Below are 24,930 nucleotides of genomic sequence, written 5' to 3'. Positions count from 1 at the left end.
TAAGAAAGGCGAATAAGGCAGTCTGGGCAGTCAGAATTCTTGCCAACAGCCTGAGCGTGATCTCTCAGGCTGTTGCGCGATTACTTACGTCTATTGATCGGCACGAACTTCAAGTTCTCAGGTCCAACGTAATTAGCAGTCGGACGGATGATCTTGTTGTCCACACGTTGCTCAATAATGTGAGCGGACCAGCCAGCAGTGCGGGCGATCACAAATAGTGGGGTGAACATGGCAGTTGGTACACCCATCATGTGGTAAGAAACCGCTGAGAACCAATCAAGGTTAGGGAACATTTTTTTAACGTCCCACATGACACTTTCGAGACGCTCGGCAATGTCGTACATCTTCATGTTGTTGGCGCTTTTAGATAAACGCTGCGCAACGGCCTTGATGACTTTGTTGCGTGGATCAGCGATGGTGTAGACCGGGTGCCCAAAGCCGATGACCACTTCCTTGTTCTCGACTCGACGGCGGATATCAGCCTCAGCCTCATCAGGTGTTTCATAGCGTTTTTGCACTTCGAAGGCGACTTCGTTAGCACCACCATGTTTGGGGCCGCGTAATGCACCAATTCCGCCGGTAATTGCCGAGTACATGTCTGAGCCAGTACCCGCAATCACCCGGCTGGTGAAAGTCGATGCGTTGAATTCGTGTTCGGCATACAAAATGAGCGAGGTATGCATGGCCCGCACCCACTCTTGGTCGGGCTTTTTGCCATGCAATAGATGAAGAAAATGGCCACCAATGCTGTCATCGTCAGTTTGTACATCAATGATGCGACCATTGTGACTGTAGTGATACCAGTAAAGCAATGCTGATCCCAGGCTTGCCATCAATCGATCGGCAATATCGCGCGCACCGGGAATGTTGTGGTCATCTTTCTCGGGCAGAACACAACCTAGTACTGAGGTCGCTGTACGCATCACATCCATCGGATGGCTTGCAGCAGGCAGAGCCTCGAGCGCCGCTTGCAGTTGGGCTGGCAGACCACGTAATGCCTTGAGTTTTTCTTTGTAAGCGCTGAGTTCGGACTTGTTGGGTAACTTGCCATGAATCAACAAATGTGCAATTTCTTCAAACTCACAGACATCGGCGAAATCCAGAATATCGTAGCCACGATAATGCAGGTCATTGCCTGTGCGACCGACGGTGCACAAAGCAGTATTGCCAGCAACGACGCCAGACAGTGCGACCGATTTCTTCGGTTTAGGCGCAACGGGCGCTTGTTCTGCAGTTTTCTTGGCTGCGGGTTTACGGGTGGTGGCCATGGGTAACTCCTTGTTGCAAATTCAGATTTAAGACTTGGATTGAGCAAACAATGCATCAAGTTTTTGCTCGTAATCGTGATATCCGATACGGTCGTACAACTCATCGCGGGTTTGCATCATGTCAACAACATTTTTCTGATGGCCGTCTCGGCGAATTGCCTCATAAACCATCTCGGCAGCTTTATTCATGGCGCGAAATGCTGAAAGGGGGTAGAGCACCATCGCGACGTTCACAGAGCGCAACTCGTCCACGGTAAATAGAGGCGTCTTGCCAAATTCCGTGATGTTGGCAAGCACTGGAACACCAACGGCTTTGACAAACTTGTCGTAGGTTGGCAAGTCGTATGCAGCTTCAGCGAAGATCGCGTCGGCGCCAGCTTCAACGCAGGCCAGTGCACGCTCGATCGCGGCATCCACACCCTGCACAGCAATCGCGTCGGTGCGTGCAATCAGGTAGAAATTCTCGTCTGTACGAGCATCTGCCGCTGCTTTGACGCGATCTCGCATCTCCTCAGTCGTCACGATCTCTTTGCCGGGGCGATGACCGCAGCGCTTGGCACCTACCTGGTCTTCAATATGACAAGCGGCCGCTCCAAATTTAATCAGGCTCTTGACGGTGCGGGCAATATTGAAAGCCGACGGGCCAAAGCCAGTGTCAATGTCAACCACAAGTGGCACGTCACAAACATCGGTGATACGCCGAACATCGGTCAGTACATCGTCAAGTGTGTTGATCCCAAGATCTGGCAAGCCAAGTGAGCCGGCAGCAACGCCGCCGCCCGAGAGATAAATGGCACGGTAGCCGGCGCGCTTGGCCAGCAAGGCATGATTGGCGTTGATTGCACCAATGATTTGAAGGGGGGACTCTTCTTTTAGCGCGGTGCGAAAACGAGCGCCGGCAGAGTGTTGTTGTGACATGTTGGTCTCCAGGGTGGGGCGGGGGATAAAAAAGGCCTGCGCTAGCAGGCCTGCGCCAGAACTTATTTCAAAAGGTCGGCTACACCATCTCGCTCTTCGAGTAGTTCTTTCAGTGTCAAGTCCATACGCTCGCGCGAAAACTCGTCAATCTCCAGACCAGTCACGCGATGATATTTGCCACCCTCGCAGGTGACGGGCACACCGTACATAATGCCTTCGGGAATGCTGTAGGAACCGTCTGAAGGAACGCCCATGGTGACCCATTTGCCATCGGTTCCCATTACCCAATCGCGAATATGATCGATTGCAGCATTGGCTGCCGATGCCGCTGAGGATAGACCGCGTGCTTCGATGATGGCCGCACCACGCTTGCCGACCGTTGGGATAAACACATCACGGTTCCATGCATCGTCATTGATGATCTTTGCGACACTTTGACCGCCAATGGTGGCGAAGCGGTAGTCGGGATACATGGTTGGCGAATGGTTACCCCAAACAGCCAGTTTTTGTATTTCAGCGACCGGGCGACCAAGCTTGGCAGCTAATTGCGACAAAGCACGATTGTGATCTAAGCGCAGCATGGCCGTAAAGTTTTCCGGTTTCAGATCCGGTGCTGATTTCATGGCGATGTACGCATTGGTGTTGGCCGGGTTACCGACAACGAGCACTCTCACATCACGGCTTGCCGCTTCGTTCAGTGCTTTACCTTGCACCGTGAAGATTTGCGCGTTAACGGTTAGAAGATCTTTACGTTCCATGCCAGGCCCGCGCGGGCGTGATCCAACTAACAATGCAACGTCTGCATCTTTGAATGCTTCTTTTGGGTCGCTGTGAGCCGACATCGACTGCAATAGAGGAAACGCGCAATCATCAAGCTCCATCATCACGCCTTTCAGTGCGTTTTGGGCTTTCTCATCGGGAATTTCAAGAAGTTGGAGGATAACTGGCTGGTCTTTGCCGAGCATCTCTCCTGAAGCGATTCTAAAAAGTAAGGCGTAGCCGATTTGGCCGGCGGCGCCAGTAACTGCAACACGCATTGCAGGTTTGGTCATGATCCGATCTCCGTCGTGGTGACTGTTGAAACTTGTATGACTGCATTGATGCGTCAATACCGTTTCAAGTTTAGCCCTTTTGCTTGCATGGATTAGGGGCAACCCGTAGATCGTAATCCCTCAATCACGATTCGTCAATAGTCTTATATCTTATATAAGACATAAGAATGCTGGTGTTTCTCGGCGGTCTGTGGGACAATGCGATTTTTACTCTCTAGCCGCCTACGACATGGACTTAACCGAATCCCAAACGCCTATCCAGGCGCCAGTCAGGCGGGAACAAACGGCGGCATTCAGTCCGCTGTATCAGCAAATCCGACAATTGCTGTTGCAAGCCCTTGAAAAAGGGGAGTGGAAGCCTGGCGAAATGATTCCGAGTGAATTCGATTTGGCCAGACGCTTTCACGTCAGCCAGGGAACGGTTCGCAAGGCAATCGATGAGCTTGCGGGTGAACACATCCTTATACGCCGTCAGGGAAAGGGCACATTTGTTGCGACACATCGTGAGCCTGTCGTGCGCTTTCGGTTCCTAAGGCTTGCTCCTAGCGATGGTGAGACAGTTCCGGCCGATAGCGAGATTCTGTGGTGTCGCAAGGTGAGGGCCAACGCAGAGGCGGCCGCCGCTCTGGAGCTAAAAAGTGGTGACGGGCTAATCTACATCAGGAGGTTGCTCAGTTTTCGGGGTCAGCCGACGGTCGTTGACGATATTTACCTGCCAGCGTCCCTGTTCAGAGGGCTCACCATGGCGGTACTCACCGAAAACACGGGTCCTTTATACGGTTTGTTGGAGGCGCGCTTTGGTGTCAGCATGGTCCGGGCGGATGAGCGATTGAGAGCGGTGGCAGCGCCCGAGGATATTGCTGAGCTAATGAAAATTGAGCGTCACAAACCCTTGCTTAGAGTCGATCGTGTGTCTTACACGTACGGCGACCGTGCTGTAGAATTACGGTATGGTCATTATCTGACTGATCAGTATTTTTATCGGAATACGTTGATGTAGGGGGAGTGTGAGGGGAGTTTGGGGCGATTTGAGTCTAGCTCGCCAATCAGCGAAAATACGGTATCCGTCAGCGCAAACAACGCAAAAAAGAATTTATTGTTTGTTTTAAGAATGAAAGAGGCCAGCATGTCAGATAGTGCAACTAAACCGCGCCCACAGTACAGAAACATTAGCGTCGGGCAAATTCTCAAATACCGTCTGCCGTTGGCGGGCAGGCTGTCAATTCTGCACAGGGTCAGCGGCGCATTGCTGTTTCTGCTGTTGCCGGTTTTGATCCTTCCCTTGTTTGCCATGAGTATGTCGCCTTCGGGTTTTCAGGCGTTCGCCGTGGTGGCGGGTTTCCCAATCGTGAAAATCATTTTCCTAGTGCTGATTTGGGCTTACTTGCACCACTTCTGTGCTGGCATACGCTATTTAGTGCTCGATTCACATCATGGACTTGATAAGTACTCAGCCCAGAAAAGTGCAGGTGTTGTATTCGGGGTCAGCCTCGGTCTGACATTTGTCTTCGCCCTCAAACTGTTCGGAGCTTGGTAATCATGGCAATGCCGGAGAAAATTGGTGCAAAGCGATTGGTCGTAGGCGCGCATTACGGCGTTGGTGATTTCATGATCCAACGCATCACGGCCATCATCCTGGCCGTCTACACGCTGATCTTGCTAGTGGGTATTTTGATGATGCCCGGATTTACTTACGAGGCCTGGGTTGGTCTGTTTACCTTTAGCCTTGGCGGTTTTCCGATGGGTCAGGTGCTTGGCACCTTGGCCTTTTTGTCGCTGTCTTGGCATGCCTGGATTGGTGTGCGAGATATTTGGATGGATTACGTCAAGCCGGTCGGTATTCGCCTGGCGTTGCAGGTGTTAACCATCCTGTGGTTGGTGGGTTCATTCATCTACTTTGCTGTCATTATTTGGGGGGCTTAAATCGTGGTGGCTATTGCTAAATCCTTGCCTCGCCGTCAATTCGATGTGGTGGTCGTAGGCGCCGGTGGATCCGGCATGCGCTGTTCGTTGCAGCTCGCCCAGGCGGGTTTGTCGGTGGCGGTGCTATCTAAAGTTTTTCCGACACGTTCGCACACCGTGGCGGCTCAAGGTGGTATCGGTGCCTCGCTAGGTAACATGAGTGAGGACAGCTGGTACTGGCACATGTACGACACGGTCAAGGGATCAGATTGGCTTGGTGATCAGGACGCCATTGAATTCATGTGTCGCGAAGCACCGAATGCGGTCTATGAGCTTGAGCATTTTGGTATGCCGTTTGATCGTAACCCTGATGGAACCATCTATCAGCGCCCGTTTGGCGGTCACACGGCCAACTTCGGTGAAAAGCCTGTTCAGCGGGCCTGTGCTGCTGCTGACCGTACGGGTCACGCCTTGCTTCACACGCTCTACCAACGCAACGTCGCTGCCCGTACGCAGTTTTTCGTTGAGTGGATGGCACTTGACCTCATTCGCAACGATGATGGTGATGTGCTTGGCGTGACTGCGCTGGAGATGGAAACGGGTGATATTTATATTCTTGAAGCCAAGACGACAGTTCTAGCTACTGGTGGTGCCGGTCGTATCTGGGCTGCATCAACCAATGCTTTCATCAATACCGGTGACGGGATGGGAATGGCAGCCCGGGCCGGTATTGCATTGCAGGACATGGAGTTCTGGCAGTTTCATCCGACAGGTGTTGCCGGCGCCGGCGTGCTTGTTACTGAAGGGGTGCGAGGCGAGGGCGGGATTTTGCTGAACAAAGACGGTGAGCGCTTCATGGAGCGTTATGCGCCGACCCTCAAAGATTTGGCTCCGCGTGATTTTGTATCTCGTTGTATGGATCAGGAAATCAAGGAGGGCCGTGGTTGTGGGCCAGACGGCAGCTACGTTGTTCTGAAACTTGATCACCTTGGTGCCGACACGATCAACAAGCGCTTGCCTTCGATCCGTGAGATCGCGATCAAGTTTGCCAACGTTGATCCAATTCGCGAACCCATTCCTGTTGTGCCCACCATTCACTACCAGATGGGTGGCGTGCCTGCAAATTATCATGGTCAAGTCGTTTCTTGGGAGAACGGTGAGTCAAAGGTCGTTAATGGCCTGTACGCGATTGGCGAAGTTGCCGCTGTGTCTGTTCACGGTGCCAACCGCTTGGGAACAAACTCGCTGCTTGACTTGATCGTGTTTGGCCGTGCCGCTGGCAATCACATCGTTGAGGCGCATCTCGAACGCCAGCATGCTCATCAACCGCTGCCACAGGAGTCCGTTGATAAATCGTTGGCTCGTTTCGATGAACTTGAGTCACGTACGGCTGGCGAAAAAACTCAGGACGTCGGTAATGCAATTCGCCACACAATGCAAAAGCACTGTGGTGTGTTCCGTACATTAGACATGCTCAATGAGGGTTGCAATCTTATCGATGATCTGGCTCATCAGGTCGCTAATGTAGCTTACCAAGACAAGTCCAAGGTCTTTAACACTGCTCGCATCGAGGCGCTTGAGTTGCAAAACATGATTGACGTGGCTCGCGCCACCATTCATTCGGCAGCTGCTCGTAAAGAAAGTCGTGGGGCGCATGCCCTCGATGATTTCCCCGAGCGCAACGACGAAGAGTGGATCAAACATACGCTTTGGTATTCGGAAGGTAATAAGCTTGACTACAAGCCGGTTCAAATGAAACCGCTGACGGTTGAGTCTTTCCCACCCAAAACCCGTACTTTCTGATGAATCAGGGATGACATCATGAGCACAAAACGCATCGTGAAATTCGAAATCTATCGTTACGATCCGGACAAAGACGATCGTCCTTATATGCAAAAGCTAGAAGTTGAGCTGCAGCCAACCGACAAGATGTTGCTCGATGCGCTGATTCGCATCAAGAGTGACGTAGATGACAGTTTGGCATTACGTCGTTCATGTCGAGAGGGTGTTTGTGGCTCAGACGCCATGAACATCAATGGCAAGAATGGGCTGGCCTGCACGACCAATCTGCGCGAACTCAAAGAGCCTATCGTCTTGCGCCCCTTGCCAGGCCTGCCGGTGATTCGCGACCTGATCGTTGATATGACGCACTTCTTTAACCAGTATCACTCGATCAAGCCCTACCTGATCAACGACACACCGCCGCCTGAGAAGGAGCGCTTGCAGTCGCCTGAAGCTCGTGAGGAGCTCAATGGTTTATACGAGTGCATTTTGTGCGCCTGTTGTTCGACATCGTGCCCATCATTTTGGTGGAATCCAGATAAGTTCGTGGGGCCAGCAGGTTTGTTGCAGGCTTATCGGTTCATTGCCGATAGTCGTGATCAAGCTACTGCCGAGCGGCTTGACAACCTTGAGGATCCGTATCGACTCTTCCGTTGTCACACCATTATGAACTGTGTGGATGTCTGTCCCAAGGGTTTGAACCCTACCAAGGCGATTGGCAAGATCAAGGAAATGCTTGTACGCCGCACGGTATAGTTGAGTCTGACGAACAATGGGTGAATTAACTGATCTCGAGCGAACCCGGTTGCGCTGGCGCGCACGCCGGGGGCTTTTAGAAAACGACCTTATCATTACGCGTTTTCTGGATGCCAACGAAGCTAACCTGTCGAATGAGGATATCGATGGGCTAGCAAAATTGCTTGCATTGGGTGATAACGACCTGCTGGACATACTACTGTCGCGCAAGGAGCCTGAGGGCTCGCTTGACTGCTCAGAGGTTCGCGATGTGCTGATTAGGCTTCGTGCAGCGTGAACCTCGTGTGAAACGAGGAAATATTGAATGAAACTTTCTGACAACAAGGCGACGCTGTCGTTCTCAAATGGTGCGCCCTCGGTGGATTTGCCGGTCTACCAAGGCTCGGTAGGCCCTGACGTTATCGATATCCGTAAGTTGTACGGTGAAACAGGGATGTTCACCTATGACCCAGGCTTCATGTCTACCGCATCTTGCCAGTCTTCGATTACGTACATTGACGGCGACAAGGGTGAGTTGCTCTATCGAGGTTATCCCATTGAGCAGTTGGCGGTGAATTGCGACTTCATGGAAGTCTGCTACCTGATCCTAAACGGTGAGTTGCCAACGCCAGAGCAAAAAGCCGACTTTGATCGGCAGGTGACGTTGCACACCATGGTCAATGAACAGATGCAGTTCTTTATGCGTGGCTTCCGTCGCGACGCTCACCCCATGGCTGTGTTGACTGGGTTAGTTGGAGGTATGTCAGCGTTCTACCATGACTCCACTGACATCACCAACGAGCGCCATCGGCATATTTCTGCTATTCGTCTGATCGCCAAAATGCCTACGCTAGTGGCGATGGCCTACAAATATACGGTTGGTCAGCCCTATATCTACCCGCAGAATGATTTGAGTTACACGGGCAATTTCTTGCGCATGATGTTTGCCACACCGTGCGAGCCTTATGTGGTTAACGATGTAGTAGAACGTGCGTTGGACCGTATTTTTATCCTGCATGCTGATCACGAACAAAATGCCTCAACTTCAACCGTGCGTTTGTGCGGTTCTTCTGGTACCAACCCGTTTGCTGCTATCGCTGCTGGCGTGGCGTGTCTTTGGGGTCCCGCTCACGGTGGTGCTAATGAAGCTTGCTTGAATATGCTCGAACATTTGCAAGCAAACGGTGGCGTCGAAAAGGTTGGTGAGTTCATGGAGAAGGTCAAGGACAAGAACTCAGGCGTGCGCTTGATGGGCTTTGGTCATCGTGTCTACAAAAACTATGACCCACGAGCCAAATTGATGCAACAAACTTGCAAGGAAGTTCTGGGTGCTCTTGGTCTAGAAAAGGATCCGTTATTCAAGCTTGCAATGGAACTTGAGCGTATCGCCCTTGAGGATCAGTACTTTGTAGATCGCAAGCTTTATCCGAACGTAGACTTCTACTCGGGTATTGTGCAGCGTGCCATCGGCATCCCAACCGCTTTATTTACGGCAATATTTGCTTTGGCACGAACAGTTGGTTGGATCGCACAATGGAACGAAATGCTGTCTGATCCAGAGTACAAAATTGGACGCCCGCGTCAGTTGTTCACCGGCTACAACTCACGTGAGTACAAGAAAGCGTAATTAATAGTCGCTAGATTTGCTTTTATTGAAGCAACCTAGCCGACAACAAAACAAACGCCGCTTCGCGCGGCGTTTGTTTTGTGCGGATCGAATTGACGTCCGAAGTTCAGGGCGCCCACTTAAGTGCGCGACTCCATCTGCGCGTTAACCACAGCTAGTGCAGTCATGTTGATAATGCGACGAACTGTGGAGCTATTGGTCAGGATGTGGACTGGTCTCGCAGCACCTAGAAGTATGGGGCCAATTGCTACACCATTGCTGCCTGTCATCTTTAGCAGGTTATATGTCACGTTACCTGTGTCGATATTGGGCATGATCAAAAGGTTGGCAGGGCCGCTTAGGGTCGAGTCAGGGAAATTGGACTTCAGTATCGACTCGGACAGTGCGGAATCGGCCTGCATTTCTCCATCTACGTTTAACTCGGGAGCCCGTTGGAGCAGGATTTGACGAGCCTCGGCCATCTTGCGTGCCGAGGCACTTGTGCGGCTTCCGAAGTTGGAGTGTGAGATTAAAGCCACTTTGGGTTCGATCCCAAACCTCTGGACCTCAGCGGCTGCCTGTATCGTCATATCAGCAATTTGCTGTGCGGTTGGATCCTCGTTGACATGGGTGTCGCAAATAAACAGTGTTTGCTCTGGCAGCATCAGCACGTTCATGGCTGCGTAGGTTTGCACGCCAGGCTTTAGTCCGATCACCTCATCAATATATTTAAGCTGATTGTCAAAGCGACTGCCAATGCCGCAAATCATGGCATCTGCGTCTCCGCGTTGCATCAGCATGACGCCAATGAGCGTGTTGTGTTTTCGGATCATCGCCTTGGCAATGGTTGGAGTAACCCCGTGCCGGGCGCGTAGCTTGTAGTAGGCATTCCAACTTTCGTGAAATCGATCATCATCCTCGGGATTGATGATGTCAAACGTATCGCCAGCTTTCATTCGAAGGGCCATTTTTTGAATACGCATCTCTATGACAGCAGGGCGGCCGATCAGAATTGGGCGTGCGATTTTTTCGTCAATTGAAGTTTGAGCCGCGCGCAGCACCCGCTCGTCTTCGCCGTCGGCAAATAAGACGCGTTTTGGATCCTGCCGGGCTTGATGGAATACTGGGCGCATGATTTGCCCAGAGTGGTAAACCTGAGACTGTAGTTTTTGTTTATAGGCGTCGATGTCCTCGATGGGCCGCAAGGCTACGCCAGAGCGAGCGGCGGCCTCGGCCACTGCGGGCGCAATCGTGACGATCAGCCGGGGGTCAAAGGGTTTGGGGATAATGTACTCGGGGCCAAAGCTCAGGTCTTGTCCTTGGTAGGCCTGTGCTACTTCATCCGTTTGTTCAGCTTGTGCTAACTCAGCGATCGCTTTCACGCACGCGAGTTTCATTTCTTCAGTGATGCGCGTTGCGCCGCAATCCAAGGCGCCTCTGAAGATGAACGGGAAGCAAAGTACATTGTTCACCTGATTCGGAAAATCAGAGCGTCCTGTTGCGATGATGCAATCTGGTCGAGCTTCTTTTGCGAGCTCGGGGCGTATCTCAGGATCAGGGTTGGCTAGGGCCAGGATAAGGGGCTGTGTGCCCATGCTTTTAACCATGTCAGCTGTGAGCACATCCTTGGTGGAGCAACCCAAAAACACGTCAGCATCTTTGCAGGCATCTGCCAATGTACGCATTTCCGTTTGTCGCGCGTAACGTGCTTTGTTGGCTTCCATGTTCTGTTCGCGGCCTTGCCAAATCACGCCACGTGAATCGCAGACAACGATGTTTTCTTTTTTCATGCCCAGGTGCACCAGTAGATCCAGGCAAGCGATGGCTGCAGCGCCGGCGCCCGAGCACACCATTTTGACCGACCCAATCGGTTTACCCACTAGCTCAAGACCGTTCATGATGGCTGCTGATGAGATGATGGCCGTGCCGTGCTGGTCATCATGAAAGACCGGGATTTTTAGACGCTCGCGCAGTCGTTGCTCTATGTAAAAGCACTCGGGCGCTTTGATGTCCTCGAGGTTGATGCCGCCTAGCGTCGGTTCGAGTGCAGCAATGATATCAACGAGCTTATCTGGATCGGTTTCGTTGAGCTCAATATCAAATACATCGATATTGGCAAATTTCTTGAATAGACACCCTTTGCCTTCCATCACGGGTTTTGAGGCGAGAGCGCCAATGTTGCCTAAACCCAACACGGCGGTGCCGTTACTGATCACACCCACTAGGTTGGCGCGAGAGGTGTATTTAGCCGCGGCGTCATCGCCCTCGCTGTGAATGGCCATGCATGCGGCTGCCACGCCTGGCGAGTAGGCCAGAGAGAGGTCGAACTGATTTGACAGCGGTTTGGTCGGTGTGACGGAAATCTTTCCGGGCCGAGGCTGAGCGTGGTAGTCGAGGGCTAACTGCGTCAAATCGTGATTCATGGTTTGCTCTTTTTTTCGATGTGATGAAACGGTGTCCGGTCAGCAGCCCTGTTCTTAATTGAAGCTGACAAGACCAGCTCTTTGGTTCAAGCTTACCGTTTTGAGAGGATCTTTTGGGCGGCAGTTCGAGACTTTCGATGTCGCAGCGCAGCATCGAATTCTTCTCTTTTTTTAAAAAATATCCAATGTCTATGCGCTCAATCAAGGTCCTTGCGGTACACTTATCCACATGGCTGTCAAGGCTATAAAGCTGCCTTTCGCCCTGCTATCCGCAAATCGGTTAGGCCGAGTAAGCGGAAGGTTCCCTGCATCGTTTTCGGGTGAAGCACCCGGTTAGGTGAAGCGTCCATGTCCTCGCACGTTGAATCATTTCAAAACTCATACCTCTTTGGCGGTAATGCGCCGTACGTAGAAGAACTCTACGAATCCTACTTAAACAACCCAAGCGCAGTCCCTGAAAACTGGCGAGCGTATTTCGACCAGTTGCAAAATCTGCCTGCCACAGATGGTCAGATGCAGACGCGTGATTTGCCACATGCACCTATTGTTGAGACATTTGCACAACGAGCCCGTCAGGGCTCGTCGTCCATGGGCGCGCAAAAATTAGATCTGACCGTTGCCTCGAAACAGCTGCATGTTCAGTCTCTGATTGCGGCCTATCGTTCACTGGGTTCGCGCTGGGCTGATCTTGATCCACTAAAGCTTCACGATCGCGACGACATTCCAGAGCTCGACCCTGCCTTTTACGGGCTCACTGATCTGGACATGGACCAGGAATTTTCTGCGACCAACACGTACTTCACGTCCGACAGCACGATGACGTTGCGCCAGATCATCCACGCGCTTAAAGACACCTACTGTCGTTCAATTGGTGCTGAATTCATGCATTGCTCAGACCCGGTGGTTAAGCGCTGGATTCAAGAGCGTCTGGAGTCCACACGCAGCGCACCGGTGTTGCCCAACGAAGTCAAGCGTAATGTGTTGCAGCAGTTAACTGAAGCCGAGGGTTTGGAACGCTTCTTGCACACCAAGTACGTTGGTCAAAAGCGATTCTCATTGGAAGGTGGTGAGAGTTTCATCGCATCCATGGATGAACTCGTGAATCATGCTGGTGAATGTGGCATCCAAGAAATTGTGGTGGGCATGGCACACCGCGGTCGCTTGAATGTGCTGGTCAATATCATGGGCAAAATGCCAGGCGACTTGTTTGCTGAGTTCGAGGGCAAACACGCCGACGGGCTCACCGATGGTGATGTGAAGTATCACAATGGTTTCTCGAGTGACCTGTCAACCCGTGGTGGCCCAGTGCACTTGTCATTGGCATTCAATCCATCGCATCTGGAAATCGTAAACCCCGTGGTTGAGGGTAGCGTGCGCGCCCGTCAGGAGCGCCGAGGTGACGAGCAGGGCAAGCAGGTCCTTGGCGTATTGGTGCACGGCGATGCGGCGTTTGCCGGTCAGGGTGTTGTGATGGAAACCCTGAACTTGGCGATGACCCGTGGCTATGGCACGGGCGGTACTGTACATCTGGTGATCAATAATCAAATCGGATTTACGACGTCGGATCCTCGTGACAAGGGCTCAACCATCTACTGCACTGATGTGGTCAAGATGATCGAGGCTCCAGTGTTTCACGTCAATGGCGATGATCCGGAGGCGGTAGTGTTTGCCACTCGCTTGGCGATGGACTACCGCATGACGTTCGGCCGCGACGTCGTGGTAGACATTGTGTGTTTCCGCAAGCTTGGTCACAACGAGCAGGACACGCCGTCCTTGACTCAACCGCTAATGTACAAGCGCATTGGGCAGCATCCGGGCACACGCAAACTTTACGCCGATAAGCTCACGACCCAAGGCGTTTTGGCTGAGGGCGAGGGCGACGAGATGGTGAAGGCCTATCGTCAATACATGGAAGATGGTCGTCGAACAATCGAGCCAGTCCTGACCGACTACAAGAGCAAGTATGCAATCGATTGGACGCCTTATCTTGGCGCGAAGTGGACAGATCAGGCCGATACCGGTGTGCCAATAGCAGAACTTAAACGAATCGGCGAACGCATCACCACGGTCCCTGATGGTTTTACCCCGCACCCCTTGGTAAACAAGTTGCTCAACGACCGACGTGCAATGGCCGCTGGCGACCTCAATCTCGATTGGGGAATGGGCGAGCATTTGGCGTTTGCGACACTAGTTGCTTCGGGCTACGCTGTTCGTATTACTGGTCAAGACTCAGGGCGGGGTACATTTACGCACCGTCATGCGGTCTTGCACGATCAGGGACGAGCCCGCTGGAACGACGGAACCTATATCCCATTACAAAACGTGGTTGAAGGGCAGGCTCCCTTTACCGTTATCGATTCGGTTTTGTCTGAAGAGGCAGTCCTTGGGTTTGAATACGGTTATTCATGTGCCGATCCGAATACGCTGACCATCTGGGAAGCTCAGTTTGGTGATTTCGTCAACGGTGCCCAAGTCGTCATCGATCAGTTCATCGTCTCGGGTGAGGCCAAATGGGGGCGGCAGTCTGGTCTGACTTTGATGTTGCCGCATGGATACGAAGGTCAGGGTCCAGAGCATTCATCGGCCCGCATTGAGCGGTTCTTGCAGCTTTGTGCAGACAACAATATTCAAGTCGTTCAGCCAACCAATGCCGCGCAGATCTTTCATTTGTTGCGACGTCAAATGATCCGGCAATTCCGCAAGCCGCTAGTGATCTTGACACCGAAGTCGCTATTGCGCAATAAGGATGCTGGTTCGCCACTGAAGGACTTGGCATCGTCGCGCTTTAAGCCGGTTATTGGCGAAGTCAACGAATCGATCGATCCAGCGAACGTCAAGCGTGTCTTGGTCTGTTCAGGCAAGGTGTATTACGACCTTGTGAATGCACGTGCGGAGCGCGATGTAAACAACGTGGCCATTTTGCGTGTTGAGCAACTTTACCCGTTTGCGCACAAGACTTTCGATGCCGAACTGCGCAAATACAGTAAAGCTACCGAAGTGGTTTGGGTGCAGGATGAGCCTCAAAACCAAGGTCCTTGGTTCTATGTGGAGCATCATTTGTATGAGAATCTCACCAAAGGCCAAAAGCTTGCGTATGCAGGTCGTCCGGCTTCAGCATCGCCAGCGGTGGGCTACATGGCTAAGCACGTTGAGCAACAGAAAGCATTGATTGAACAAGCCTTTGGCCGAATCAAGTCGTTTGTGTTGACCAAGTAGTCGGGTTGTTTTTTACAAGTGACGATACAGCTTTATTTTTGAATTGATATTTACGGAAATCAGACATGTCTATATCAGAGGTAGTGGTACCCCAACTGTCAGAGTCAGTCTCGGAAGCGACCCTGCTGACCTGGAAAAAACAACCCGGTGAAGCAGTATCAGCCGATGAAATTTTGATTGAAGTTGAGACTGACAAAGTGGTGCTTGAAGTGCCGGCGCCAGCATCCGGTGTCTTGGCTGAGATTGTCAAGCCAGATGGCAGCACGGTGACATCTGGAGAGCTTCTGGCCAAAATCGACACGGCCGCGCAGGCCAGCGCTGCTCCAGCCAAGCCCGCCGCTGCCGCTCAAGCACCCGCTGCTGCCACTGAAGCACCCGCGGCGGCGCCGCCACCTGCTGCAGCGCCAGCTGCGGGCGGTGCAACAGGCGTTGCTTCTCCTGCCGCAAACAAGATACTCGCAGAAAAAGGCATGTCGGCTGACGGCATGACAGGGTCCGGTCGTGATGGCCGTGTGACAAAAGCTGATGCCATGGCGGCTCAGCCTGCAGTATCTGCGTCGCCCGCGCCCGCCATGACTGCGTCTCTGGATGGCCGTCCCGAGCAGCGCGTTCCAATGAGTCGCTTGCGTGCTCGCGTGGCGGAACGGCTGTTGCAGTCACAGCAGGAAAATGCCATCTTGACCACTTTTAACGAAGTCAATATGCAGGGTGTGATTGACTTGCGTAATCGTTACAAGGACAAGTTTGAAAAAGAACACGGGGTCAAGCTTGGTTTCATGTCGTTCTTCGTAAAAGCAGCTGTGGCAGCGCTCAAGCGCTATCCAGTAGTCAATGCCTCCGTTGATGGCAAAGACATCATCTACCACGGCTATTTCGATATCGGTATTGCTGTTGGTAGCCCGCGTGGTCTGGTGGTGCCGATCCTGCGTAATGCAGACCAGTTGTCCATTGCCGACATCGAGAAAACGATTGCTGATTTCGGTAAGCGTGCCGCTGATGGCAAACTGGGTATTGAAGAGATGACAGGCGGTACATTCTCGATTTCCAACGGCGGCGTGTTTGGATCGATGCTCTCTACACCCATCATTAATCCACCGCAGTCAGCCATCCTCGGCATTCACGCCACTAAAGAGCGGGCGGTTGTTGAGAATGGCCAAATCGTGATTCGCCCAATGAATTATCTCGCTCTTTCCTATGATCACCGCATCATTGACGGTCGTGAGGCCGTGTTGTCTCTTGTGGCAATGAAGGAAGCTCTTGAGGATCCGCAGCGCTTGTTGCTTGATATCTAAACGGAAGATCAATGTCTAAACAGTTCGATTTGGTTGTCATCGGGGCAGGTCCCGGTGGTTATATTGCTGCTATCCGTGCCGCCCAGCTCGGTATGAAAGTGGCCTGTATTGATGCTTGGCAAAACGGTAAAGGTGGTCCAGCGCCCGGTGGCACTTGCACCAACGTGGGTTGTATTCCTTCCAAAGCTTTGTTGCAGTCTTCAGAGCATTTCGAACAAGTGAACCACCATTTTGGTGATCACGGTATCGAAGTCAAAGGCGTGTCTTTAAAGCTTGACAAGATGCTTGGGCGCAAAAATGAAGTCGTCAAGCAGAATAATGACGGCATTCTCTATCTGTTCAAGAAAAACAAGGTCGAGTTTTTTCATGGCAAGGGCTCATTTGCGGGTCAAGCTGACGGTATGTATCAGATCAAGGTCAGCGGCACCACTGACGCTGATCTGGTGGCCAAACACGTGGTGATTGCCACCGGTTCCTCTGCGCGTGAGCTTCCAGGATTGCCGTTTGATGAAAAGCAGATACTTTCTAACGATGGCGCTTTGAATATTGATGCTGTGCCCAAGCGTCTTGGTGTCATTGGAGCCGGCGTTATTGGGTTGGAGATGGGCAGCGTCTGGCGCCGTCTAGGTTCTGAAGTGACGGTGCTTGAAGCCATGCCACAGTTTTTGGCGGCAGTTGATGAAACGATTGCCAAAGAAGCGGCTAAGGTTTTTGATAAGCAGGGCTTGAAAATTCACACCGGTGTCAAAATTGGTGAGATCGCCAAAACAGCGCGTCAGATCACAGTGCCTTGGACCGATTCTGAAGGCAAAGAACAAAAGCTCGTGGTTGACAAGTTGATCGTTTCAATCGGTCGTCTGCCTTATACGGGCGGACTGCAGGCTGAGACGGTTGGTCTAAAACTCGACGAGCGTGGATTTGTTCAGGTGGATGACCACTGCAAGACCAATCTGCCTAACGTCTGGGCGGTAGGTGACGTAGTGCGTGGTCCCATGCTTGCCCATAAGGCTGAAGAGGAGGGTGTTGCCGTCGCTGAGCGGATTGCCGGACAGCACGGTCATGTCAATTTCGAGACCATTCCTTGGGTGATCTACACTTCTCCTGAAATTGCCTGGGTGGGTCGCACCGAACAGCAACTGAAAGCCGATGGCGTGAAGTACAAGGCTGGCTCATTCCCATTTTTGGCCAATGGGCGTGCTCGGGCGCTAGGTGACACAACCGGTATGGTTAAAGTGTTGGCCGATGCTCAAACGGATGAAGTGCTTGGTGTGCATATCATCGGGCCTGTTGCCTCTGAGCTGATTGCTGAAGCGGTAACTATTATGGAGTTTCGTGGTGCGGCTGAGGACATTGCACGTATTTGTCATGCGCACCCGACATTATCTGAAGCCATGAAAGAAGCTGCTCTGGCGGTCGATAAACGAGCCTTGAACTTCTAATCTTGCGTGTGACGATAAGTGGTTGATGAGTGTCTGGGCACTGTCCGCTGGTCAGTGCCCATTTGGTTTGTGATGTATGAACGTTACTGACTATTTCGAACAAGCGCTATCGGAGCGCGGTTATCAGGCTGATCAGGCCCAAGCGCTCGCCATTGAACGGCTGCAGAGGTTCTATGATGATTGGGTGGCGTTTAGAGCCAAGCGCTCCAACGCACTAAAAAAAATGATCGTGCGCCCGCAGATCCCCCGAGGAGTTTATCTCTGGGGAGGGGTTGGGCGAGGCAAGAGTTTCCTGATGGATGCTTTTTACGCCACTGTGCCTGTCGTTCGTAAGACGAGGTTGCATTTTCATGAGTTCATGCGTGCAGTGCACCGTGAACTCGAAGAAGTCAAAGGTCAACAAGATCCACTTGATGAAGTTGCCAAACGGATCGCTAAGCGCTATCGACTAATTTGTTTTGATGAGTTTCATGTATCGGACGTAGCTGATGCAATGATTCTATACAAGCTCTTGCTGGGGCTGTTCGAGCGTGGCACATCGTTTGTGATGACTTCAAACTATGAGCCTAAAACGCTCTATCCAGATGGTCTGCATCGCGACCGGATCTTGCCGGCAATTGAGCTCATTTATGATCGTATGGATGTGTTGAACGTGGATGCGGGTGTGGATTACCGCAGGCGGACACTGGAGCAAGTCCAGAGTTATTACACACCGCTAGATGATAATTCGCATCAGGCACTTGAGGCAGCCTTTAACGCTTTGGCTGATACGTCACCGCAGGAGCCAGTGCTGTTGATAGAGCATCGAGAAATCCGTGCCATTGCCCGCTCAGGCAGTGTGGTGTGGTTTGACTTCTCAACATTATGTGGTGGGCCTCGTTCACAGAATGATTATCTTGAGCTTGCAAACCGGTTTCATGCTGTGATTCTGTCGGGTGTGCCTCAAATGGGTCCTCGCCAAGCTTCGGAGGCCAGGCGCTTCACCTGGTTGATTGATGTCTTCTATGACCATAGGGTTAAATTGATCATGTCAGCTGCCTGCGAGCCTGAGCAGCTTTACACTGTCGGTCCGATGGCCAATGAGTTTCATCGTACGGTCTCACGTATTCTTGAAATGCAGTCACGCGAGTACCTTGAGTCCGAGCGCCGAGTAACAGTCACTCTATAGTTTTAGTAAATCATATGAACACCAGAGTCCTTACTGGCATTACAACCACTGGTACACCTCATTTAGGAAACTACGTCGGCGCTATTCGGCCGGCAGTTCGATCGGCTGAGGATCCGACGGTAGACGCGTTCTTTTTTCTGGCTGACTATCACGCGCTTATCAAATGTGAGGATCCTGCGCGGATTGCTCGCTCTCGGTTAGAAATTGCTGCTACCTGGCTAGCGGCTGGCCTTGACCCTGAGCACACGCATTTTTATCGTCAGTCGGATATCCCAGAGATTCCCGAGTTGTCCTGGATGCTGACTTGTGTCACGGGCAAGGGTCTCATGAATCGGGCTCATGCATATAAGGCTGCGGTTGATGCCAATCGTGACAAAGGTGAAGAGGAAGACGATGGCGTGACGATGGGATTATTCTCTTATCCTATTCTGATGGCTGCTGACATCCTCATGTTTAACGCGCACAAGGTGCCAGTTGGTCGCGATCAAGTGCAGCACTTGGAGATGGCCCGAGACATTGCTGCGCGCTTTAACCACTTGTATGGAGAGGGCCGACCCTGGTTTGTCCTGCCAGAGGCTGTGGTCGATGATGAGGTGGCGACACTAACAGGCCTTGATGGCCGCAAAATGTCTAAAAGTTATAACAACACCATCCCACTGTTTGAGGGGGGGGCCAAAGCGATCAAGGGTGCCGTGGCACGTATTGTGACTGACTCGCTTGAGCCGGGGCAACCGAAGGATCCATTCACTTCCAATCTTCTGCCGATCTATCAGGCATTTGCTACCCCATCGCAAACACAGGACTATATCAAGGCGTTGCAAGATGGGCTTGGGTGGGGTGAAGCTAAAACTCAATTGATTCAGGTAATCGAGTCGCAGATAGCACCTATGCGTGATCAGTACGAGATGCTGATGGCTAAGCCCGATGATATTGAGGATATTTTGCTTGCTGGTGCGAATAAAGCACGTGCGATCGCCACACCGTTTATGGAGCAGTTGCGTGCCGCTGTCGGACTTGGCAAAGGCGCTTTTGGCTCAGCGGGCAAAGAGGGAAAATCCAAACGCAAGATACCCAAGCTAGTGCAGTTCAAAGACGAGGCCGGTCAATTTAGGTTTCGCTTGCTTGATAGTTCGGGCCAGACTTTATTCGTGTCGTTGCCGCAGAGCGATCCCAAAGAAGCCGGCATGCTAATCGGCAAAATCAAGTCTCATCCATCTGAGATCAGCGTGGTGGCGCATGAGACAGATGGCTATCAATTGGTGCTGCAGGGACAAACCGTGGCAATTGCTGAAGTTGGACTAACGTCGCAGGAACTGACGCAGCGCATGCAAAAGATCAACTCAGCCTTGCAGGAATTAGGCGATTGAGCGCTTTGGCTGATGTGTTTGGCAGCGGGGGCGCATTCGCTCGTCACCTGCCAAATTACCGTGAGCGCACCGGTCAAGTGGCGTTAGCGCAGGCGATCGAGTCCGTGATTGATAAGCGCGGTGTTTTGGTGGCAGAGGCTGGAACAGGTATTGGTAAGACTTGGGCTTATCTAGTCCCTGCTGTGCTGTCAGGCGCCAAGGTGTTGGTCTCGACTGGCACCAGAACATTACAGGATCAGCTGTTTCAGAAAGACTTGCCGACTGTGCGGGACGTGCTTGAAGTGCCCCTGGGTATTGCCATGCTCAAAGGCCGTGCAAACTATGTCTGTCATTATTATTTGCAGCGTCTGCAGGATGACCCTCAAGCTTTAGTGTCACGTGGGGAAGTGATTTGGTTGCGTCAAATCAAACAGTTTGCGCAGACCTCTAAAACTGGAGACAGGAGTGAATTGGCATCTGTGCCAGAAGATGCCGATATCTGGAATCGTGTTACTTCCACGCGCGAGAACTGTCTGGCGCAAGACTGTCCGAATGTACATGAGTGCTTTGTGTATAAAGCCCGTCGGCAAGCGCAGGAGGCTGACTTGGTGGTAATCAATCATGCACTTTATATGGCGGATGCGGCGCTACGCGAACAGGGGATTTCAGACCTTTTGCCGCAGGCTGACGTGGTGGTATTTGACGAGGCACATCAACTGCCGGCGGTAGCCACACGTTTTTTAGGTCAAATGCTATCTACTGCCCAGTTGCTCGATCTGGCCAAGCAGTCTGAGGCTGTGGGCCTTGCCCATGCGCGCGAGGTGGTGCGTTGGAGTGAGTTGGCCAGCGGCTTGGCGCAGCTTGTCAAAGACTGGCGACTTGGTCTCGATTGGGTGCAGCAGCGCGCGAATCGGCGTGCCGTCCCTCAGGATCTCATCGAACAGCAAGAGGCCTTGGACCTGATGCGTCAGGTTGCTGATGCATTAACTTTGCTGCAACAAGCTCTGGACTCCAATGCTGAACGCCATCTGGATTTGGCTGCCTTAGCTAGAACGGCCGAAAGCCTATCAGAGCGGCTAGCCGATTGGATTCAGGCGTGTCAATCTGATCGACTTGACTCGGAGCGCGTTTATTGGCTTGAGACGACTGCGGGTGGGGTGCGTTTGAACATGGCACCGTTATCGATCGCAGCAGCTTTTAGTGCTGAGCGTCAAGCAGGGCAGACGTGGGTGTTTGTGTCTGCGACGTTGTCGGTAAAGGGTGATTTCAGTCATTTTGTGCAGCGTCTAGGACTTGATGATCCCAAGACTCACCGTCAGGCCTCACCCTTTGATTATGAAGAGCAGGCATTGCTCTGCGTTCCCAGAGGATTGCCAGCGGTACAAAACCCTCAGTACATCAGAGAGTTTGTTCGTTGGCTTTGGCCTTTGATTCATGCCTGTCAAGGTAACGCGATGATCCTATGCACTACCTTGCGTGCGGTCGAGAATATTGCTGATGCACTACGTGAGCTGTATGAAGAGCAATCAATCAACTGGCCGATCTTGCAACAAGGACTGCAGCCAAGACGCACTTTACTAGAAGCATTTAGAGAACAGTCAAACGCGGTGCTTATTGGGAGTGCCAGTTTTTGGGAGGGCGTGGATGTCGTTGGCCAGCGCCTGAGCCTGGTCGCGATTGACAAGCTACCATTTGCCCCCCCGGATGATCCGATATTGGAGGCCAGATTGCAGGCGTGCCGCGATGAGGGCGGCAACCCATTTATGTTGCTTCAGGTACCAGAGGCTGCGATCGCGCTCAAGCAGGGAGCAGGTCGTCTTATTCGTAGTGAGCGCGATTGGGGTGTCTTGGTGGTGGGCGATACACGTTTAGTTGACAAACCCTATGGTAGATCGCTGTGGCAAGGCCTCCCGCCTTTTAAACGAACCCGGGAGCAAGAGGAGGCTTTGGCCTTCATCCATCAAAAGCAGCCCGCTTGACCCAATACCTAACAGCTGTGCCGAGCAGTCGTTATCGAGTTATATCCTAAAAGTATCCTAGTGGATTCCACCAGCTGTAGGTGGGTTTTGGAAGGCCTTTTGCGATTAACTGGGTGTTCGGGAAGTTGGCGAGTAACACTCGTTCAGCATCCTTAGACATATCGGGCATATCCAACTTTTGGTACGACATCATGATGATGTAGAGCGCCTCTTCGGTGGCTGGCACGCCTTCATAGTCAGTCAGCACCGATTGCGCTCGATTAATCGCGGCGACGTAACCTTGGCGCTCGTAATAAAAACGTGCTGCGTGTACCTGATGCTCAGCCATGGTGTTAACCAGCCAGTTCATCCGTTGTCTGGCATCCTCGGCATAACGGCTCTGCGGGAAACGGGTAATGAGCTCTTCGAATGCCGCGTAGGACTCCCGTAGCGCACGAGGGTCTCGCTCAGCAGGGTCTTGCTGACTCAGGAATGCCAAACGGGAGCTTGGCGGCGTGAACAGGATCAAACCTCGAAGAAACAGCATGTAGTCACTTCCCGGGTGATTGGGGTATTGACGCTGAAAGCGCGAAATGGTTGCCAGCGCCATTTCAGGCTCAGACTGCTTCCACTGCACATAAGCCAGATTGATCAGTGACTGCTGGGCAAACGGGCCGAATGGATAACGGGCTTCAACCGCGGTAAAGCGCTCGGCCGCTACGGTCCAATTGCCGGCATTCATCTCCTCCTTGCCATCCTGATAGAGGCGTTCAACCGACCAACCAGCTGTCTCGTCATACTCGTCCTCACCAAAGGACGAGCATCCGGAGAGAGCCAGAAACATAATGAGCAGTAGCATGCCAAGCAAGGCGTTTTTACTGAAAAATATCGATCGGGGAATGCGGTCAGTCATGGAGTCCACGCACGCGTTGGAGTGTTAGCATTGGTTCTGATTATAGGATGTTGCTGCATATGGTACAGCCCGAGCGCCAGACTAATGAGGCAGATGATGCTGATGAGAGTATTTCAGCATCTGACGCAGAAATACTCCATTTTATGATTGAGCCCTCGCTAGCTGGCGATAGGCTCGATAAGGCCATTGCACAGTTGATCCCAGAGCATTCACGGTCAAGGATTCAGGGCTGGATTGAGGCTGGACATGTCAGGGTAAATGGCACGGTTAATGCCCGCGTGCGGCAGTTGGTTGCGACTGGCGACGAGGTCACTGTAGAGGTTCAGCCCTCAGAGCAAGTTTTGGCATATGAACCTCAGAATGTTGAATTTCATGTGATCAGTGAGTCGGCATCCTGGCTAGTCGTCGACAAGCAGGCGGGCTTGGTTGTTCATCCCGGGGCAGGCAATTGGCGCGGCACTCTTTTGAATGGCCTGTTGTTTCGGTACCCGGACTTAAGTCACGTGGCTCGTGCCGGGATCGTGCATCGTCTAGATAAGGAAACTACCGGATTGATGGTGGTGGCAAAGACAGAGATGGCGCAGACCCACCTGGTCAGGCAACTTCAACAACGTACGGTAAAGCGGCAATATCGGGCGCTGGTGCATGGATGGATGAGCTCAGATCAGATAACCATTGATCGACCAATCGGACGAGACCCTAAGGTACCCGTGCGCATGTCTGTCTCAGCAGCAGGTGCATCAAAGCCGGCTACCACACATGTCACGCGGCTGCGTACTGGATCGCTAGAGGGTGTTCCAGTTAGCGAAGTGAGTTGTCGCTTGGAGACCGGACGTACGCATCAGATCCGTGTTCATCTGGCGAGCTTAAGACATCCACTTGTTGGGGATACGTTGTATGGAGGTAAACCGCTTCTGAACGCAACGCGGCAGATGTTACACGCTGAATCGTTGTCGTTTATTGATCCTGCCAACGATCAATGGGTCAGCTTTGAAAGTGAGCTACCCGATGATATGCAGGTGGTATTAGATCAGGTTCGGTGGGATATTTAAGAGGTACGTCGTTGAACATGACCCGCATAGCGATCGAGGGCCTGACCCCCCGCGTACAAGGCTTTTGTACAACCAGACATCGCGGGGCCAGTGCCAAGCCATACGACTCATTTAACCTTGGCAACCACGTGGGCGATAGCGTTGCTAGCGTGATGGCCAACCGCCAACAATTATCTCAATGGCTGCCAAGCGCGCCGATTTGGGTTGATCAGGTCCACGGCACAAACGTATTGGTTGTCGATCGATCCTGCAATTCTGAAACGATCTTATCTGGACTGACGCAAGCTGACGCACTGGTCACGACCACGCCTAAGCAACCGCTGGGAATTTTGACGGCGGATTGCATGTCCGTGGTCATTGCCAACGGCACTGGCACCGTGCTCGGCTTGGCGCATGCTGGTTGGCGTGGATTAGCCGCTGGTGTTTTGCAGGCCACTGTGAAGACAATGCGTGAACAGAACGGTGAACTTGGCGCATGGCGTGCGTGGATCGGTCCGTGTATCGGTATGCAAGCTTTTGAAGTGGGTAGTGAGGTGCGAGAAGCTTTTTTGGCAAAAGACCCTGAACTTGCGAAGTGCTTTGTGCCCCATGGTGCATTGCACAAATGGCTGTGTGATTTACCCGGCATCGCCCGAAAAATATTGCATGATCACGGCGCAAGTTCCGTGGTCTGGTGTGGCCTGTGCACAGTCAATGATCCGGCAAATCGATTTTTTAGCTACCGGCGTGATGGTCAGACTGGTCGCATGGCGACCGTGGCTTGGATTACTTGAACAAACCGTTTTGCTGACACATATCTGACCGTTTGGGTTAGTACCATTGACAAGCGTCACGGGACAGAGCAGGATCAGTCTATGGCG

At 52.3% G+C, this 24,930-nt stretch carries 20 protein-coding genes; 15 read left to right on the top strand and 5 right to left on the bottom strand.

The window, feature by feature from the left end:
* Positions 1-80: 80 nt before the first annotated feature.
* The 3 genes from prpC to DHf2319_RS09020 form a co-directional block, all read right to left on the bottom strand.
* Positions 81-1,268, bottom strand: coding sequence for a bifunctional 2-methylcitrate synthase/citrate synthase (gene prpC, locus DHf2319_RS09030; protein ID WP_243477887.1), 1,188 nt, complete (start codon positions 1,266-1,268; stop codon positions 81-83).
* Positions 1,269-1,295: 27 nt separating this feature from the next.
* On the bottom strand, positions 1,296-2,186 hold the full coding sequence (gene prpB, locus DHf2319_RS09025; protein WP_243477886.1) for a methylisocitrate lyase: 891 nt from the start codon (positions 2,184-2,186) through the stop codon (positions 1,296-1,298).
* Positions 2,187-2,248: 62 nt separating this feature from the next.
* Positions 2,249-3,238 carry a malate dehydrogenase gene (locus DHf2319_RS09020; protein ID WP_243477885.1) on the bottom strand — a complete coding sequence of 330 codons (990 nt, stop codon included), beginning with the start codon at positions 3,236-3,238 and terminating at the stop codon, positions 2,249-2,251.
* Between the two features lie 229 nt (positions 3,239-3,467).
* On the opposite strand from DHf2319_RS09020, the gene DHf2319_RS09015 reads away from it, so the two are divergent.
* The 7 genes from DHf2319_RS09015 to DHf2319_RS08985 all read left to right on the top strand — a co-directional run bounded on the left by DHf2319_RS09015 (position 3,468) and on the right by DHf2319_RS08985 (position 9,284).
* Positions 3,468-4,238, top strand: coding sequence for a GntR family transcriptional regulator (locus DHf2319_RS09015; protein ID WP_243477884.1), 771 nt, complete (start codon positions 3,468-3,470; stop codon positions 4,236-4,238).
* Between the two features lie 126 nt (positions 4,239-4,364).
* Entirely contained in the window at positions 4,365-4,775 is a 411-nt protein-coding gene (gene sdhC, locus DHf2319_RS09010) for a succinate dehydrogenase, cytochrome b556 subunit (protein WP_243480075.1), read from the top strand.
* 2 nt (positions 4,776-4,777) lie between these two features.
* On the top strand, positions 4,778-5,161 hold the full coding sequence (sdhD, locus tag DHf2319_RS09005) for a succinate dehydrogenase, hydrophobic membrane anchor protein (RefSeq protein ID WP_243477883.1): 384 nt from the start codon (positions 4,778-4,780) through the stop codon (positions 5,159-5,161).
* Positions 5,162-5,164: 3 nt separating this feature from the next.
* On the top strand, positions 5,165-6,943 hold the full coding sequence (gene sdhA / locus DHf2319_RS09000; protein WP_243477882.1) for a succinate dehydrogenase flavoprotein subunit: 1,779 nt from the start codon (positions 5,165-5,167) through the stop codon (positions 6,941-6,943).
* 18 nt (positions 6,944-6,961) lie between these two features.
* A complete protein-coding gene (locus DHf2319_RS08995; RefSeq protein ID WP_243477881.1) occupies positions 6,962-7,678 on the top strand; it encodes a succinate dehydrogenase iron-sulfur subunit in 717 nt (238 codons plus the stop codon).
* 16 nt (positions 7,679-7,694) lie between these two features.
* Entirely contained in the window at positions 7,695-7,955 is a 261-nt protein-coding gene (locus tag DHf2319_RS08990; protein WP_243477880.1) for an FAD assembly factor SdhE, read from the top strand.
* 27 nt (positions 7,956-7,982) lie between these two features.
* Positions 7,983-9,284 carry a citrate synthase gene (locus tag DHf2319_RS08985; protein ID WP_243477879.1) on the top strand — a complete coding sequence of 434 codons (1,302 nt, stop codon included), beginning with the start codon at positions 7,983-7,985 and terminating at the stop codon, positions 9,282-9,284.
* Positions 9,285-9,403: 119 nt separating this feature from the next.
* Here the strand turns inward: DHf2319_RS08985 and DHf2319_RS08980 are convergent, their stop codons facing one another.
* Positions 9,404-11,686 (bottom strand): NADP-dependent malic enzyme, encoded by a 2,283-nt coding sequence (locus DHf2319_RS08980; RefSeq protein WP_243477878.1) that lies wholly within the window; start codon positions 11,684-11,686, stop codon positions 9,404-9,406.
* 348 nt (positions 11,687-12,034) lie between these two features.
* Between DHf2319_RS08980 and DHf2319_RS08975 the strand changes: the two genes are divergently transcribed.
* From DHf2319_RS08975 to yoaA, 6 genes are all read left to right on the top strand, one after another.
* Positions 12,035-14,902, top strand: a complete 2,868-nt coding sequence (locus tag DHf2319_RS08975) for a 2-oxoglutarate dehydrogenase E1 component (protein ID WP_243477877.1) — start codon at positions 12,035-12,037, stop codon at positions 14,900-14,902.
* Between the two features lie 65 nt (positions 14,903-14,967).
* Complete coding sequence (gene odhB, locus DHf2319_RS08970) at positions 14,968-16,194, top strand: 2-oxoglutarate dehydrogenase complex dihydrolipoyllysine-residue succinyltransferase (RefSeq protein WP_243477876.1); 1,227 nt, start codon at positions 14,968-14,970, stop codon at positions 16,192-16,194.
* Between the two features lie 11 nt (positions 16,195-16,205).
* Positions 16,206-17,633 (top strand): dihydrolipoyl dehydrogenase, encoded by a 1,428-nt coding sequence (gene lpdA, locus DHf2319_RS08965; protein ID WP_243477875.1) that lies wholly within the window; start codon positions 16,206-16,208, stop codon positions 17,631-17,633.
* 76 nt (positions 17,634-17,709) lie between these two features.
* Positions 17,710-18,801 (top strand): cell division protein ZapE, encoded by a 1,092-nt coding sequence (zapE, locus tag DHf2319_RS08960; RefSeq protein ID WP_243477874.1) that lies wholly within the window; start codon positions 17,710-17,712, stop codon positions 18,799-18,801.
* Between the two features lie 14 nt (positions 18,802-18,815).
* Complete coding sequence (locus tag DHf2319_RS08955) at positions 18,816-20,168, top strand: tryptophan--tRNA ligase (RefSeq protein WP_243477873.1); 1,353 nt, start codon at positions 18,816-18,818, stop codon at positions 20,166-20,168.
* Positions 20,165-22,126, top strand: coding sequence for a DNA repair helicase YoaA (gene yoaA, locus DHf2319_RS08950; RefSeq protein WP_243477872.1), 1,962 nt, complete (start codon positions 20,165-20,167; stop codon positions 22,124-22,126). The genes DHf2319_RS08955 and yoaA overlap by 4 nt, the downstream gene beginning before the upstream one ends.
* Positions 22,127-22,172: 46 nt before the next feature.
* On the opposite strand, the gene DHf2319_RS08945 is transcribed toward yoaA, so the two are convergent.
* Entirely contained in the window at positions 22,173-23,018 is an 846-nt protein-coding gene (locus DHf2319_RS08945) for an outer membrane protein assembly factor BamD (protein ID WP_369810174.1), read from the bottom strand.
* A gap of 59 nt (positions 23,019-23,077) precedes the next feature.
* Between DHf2319_RS08945 and DHf2319_RS08940 the strand changes: the two genes are divergently transcribed.
* Positions 23,078-24,070 (top strand): RluA family pseudouridine synthase, encoded by a 993-nt coding sequence (locus DHf2319_RS08940; RefSeq protein WP_369810248.1) that lies wholly within the window; start codon positions 23,078-23,080, stop codon positions 24,068-24,070.
* Positions 24,071-24,087: 17 nt separating this feature from the next.
* On the top strand, positions 24,088-24,843 hold the full coding sequence (pgeF, locus tag DHf2319_RS08935) for a peptidoglycan editing factor PgeF (protein ID WP_243477871.1): 756 nt from the start codon (positions 24,088-24,090) through the stop codon (positions 24,841-24,843).
* The last annotated feature ends 87 nt before the right edge of the window (positions 24,844-24,930 follow it).

The sequence above is a fragment of the Orrella daihaiensis genome, assembly GCF_022811525.1.
GTDB classification, from domain to species: domain Bacteria; phylum Pseudomonadota; class Gammaproteobacteria; order Burkholderiales; family Burkholderiaceae_B; genus Algicoccus; species Algicoccus daihaiensis.
Note: the sequence above shows the minus strand (reverse complement) of the source record. Positions and strands in the feature narration are given on the sequence as shown.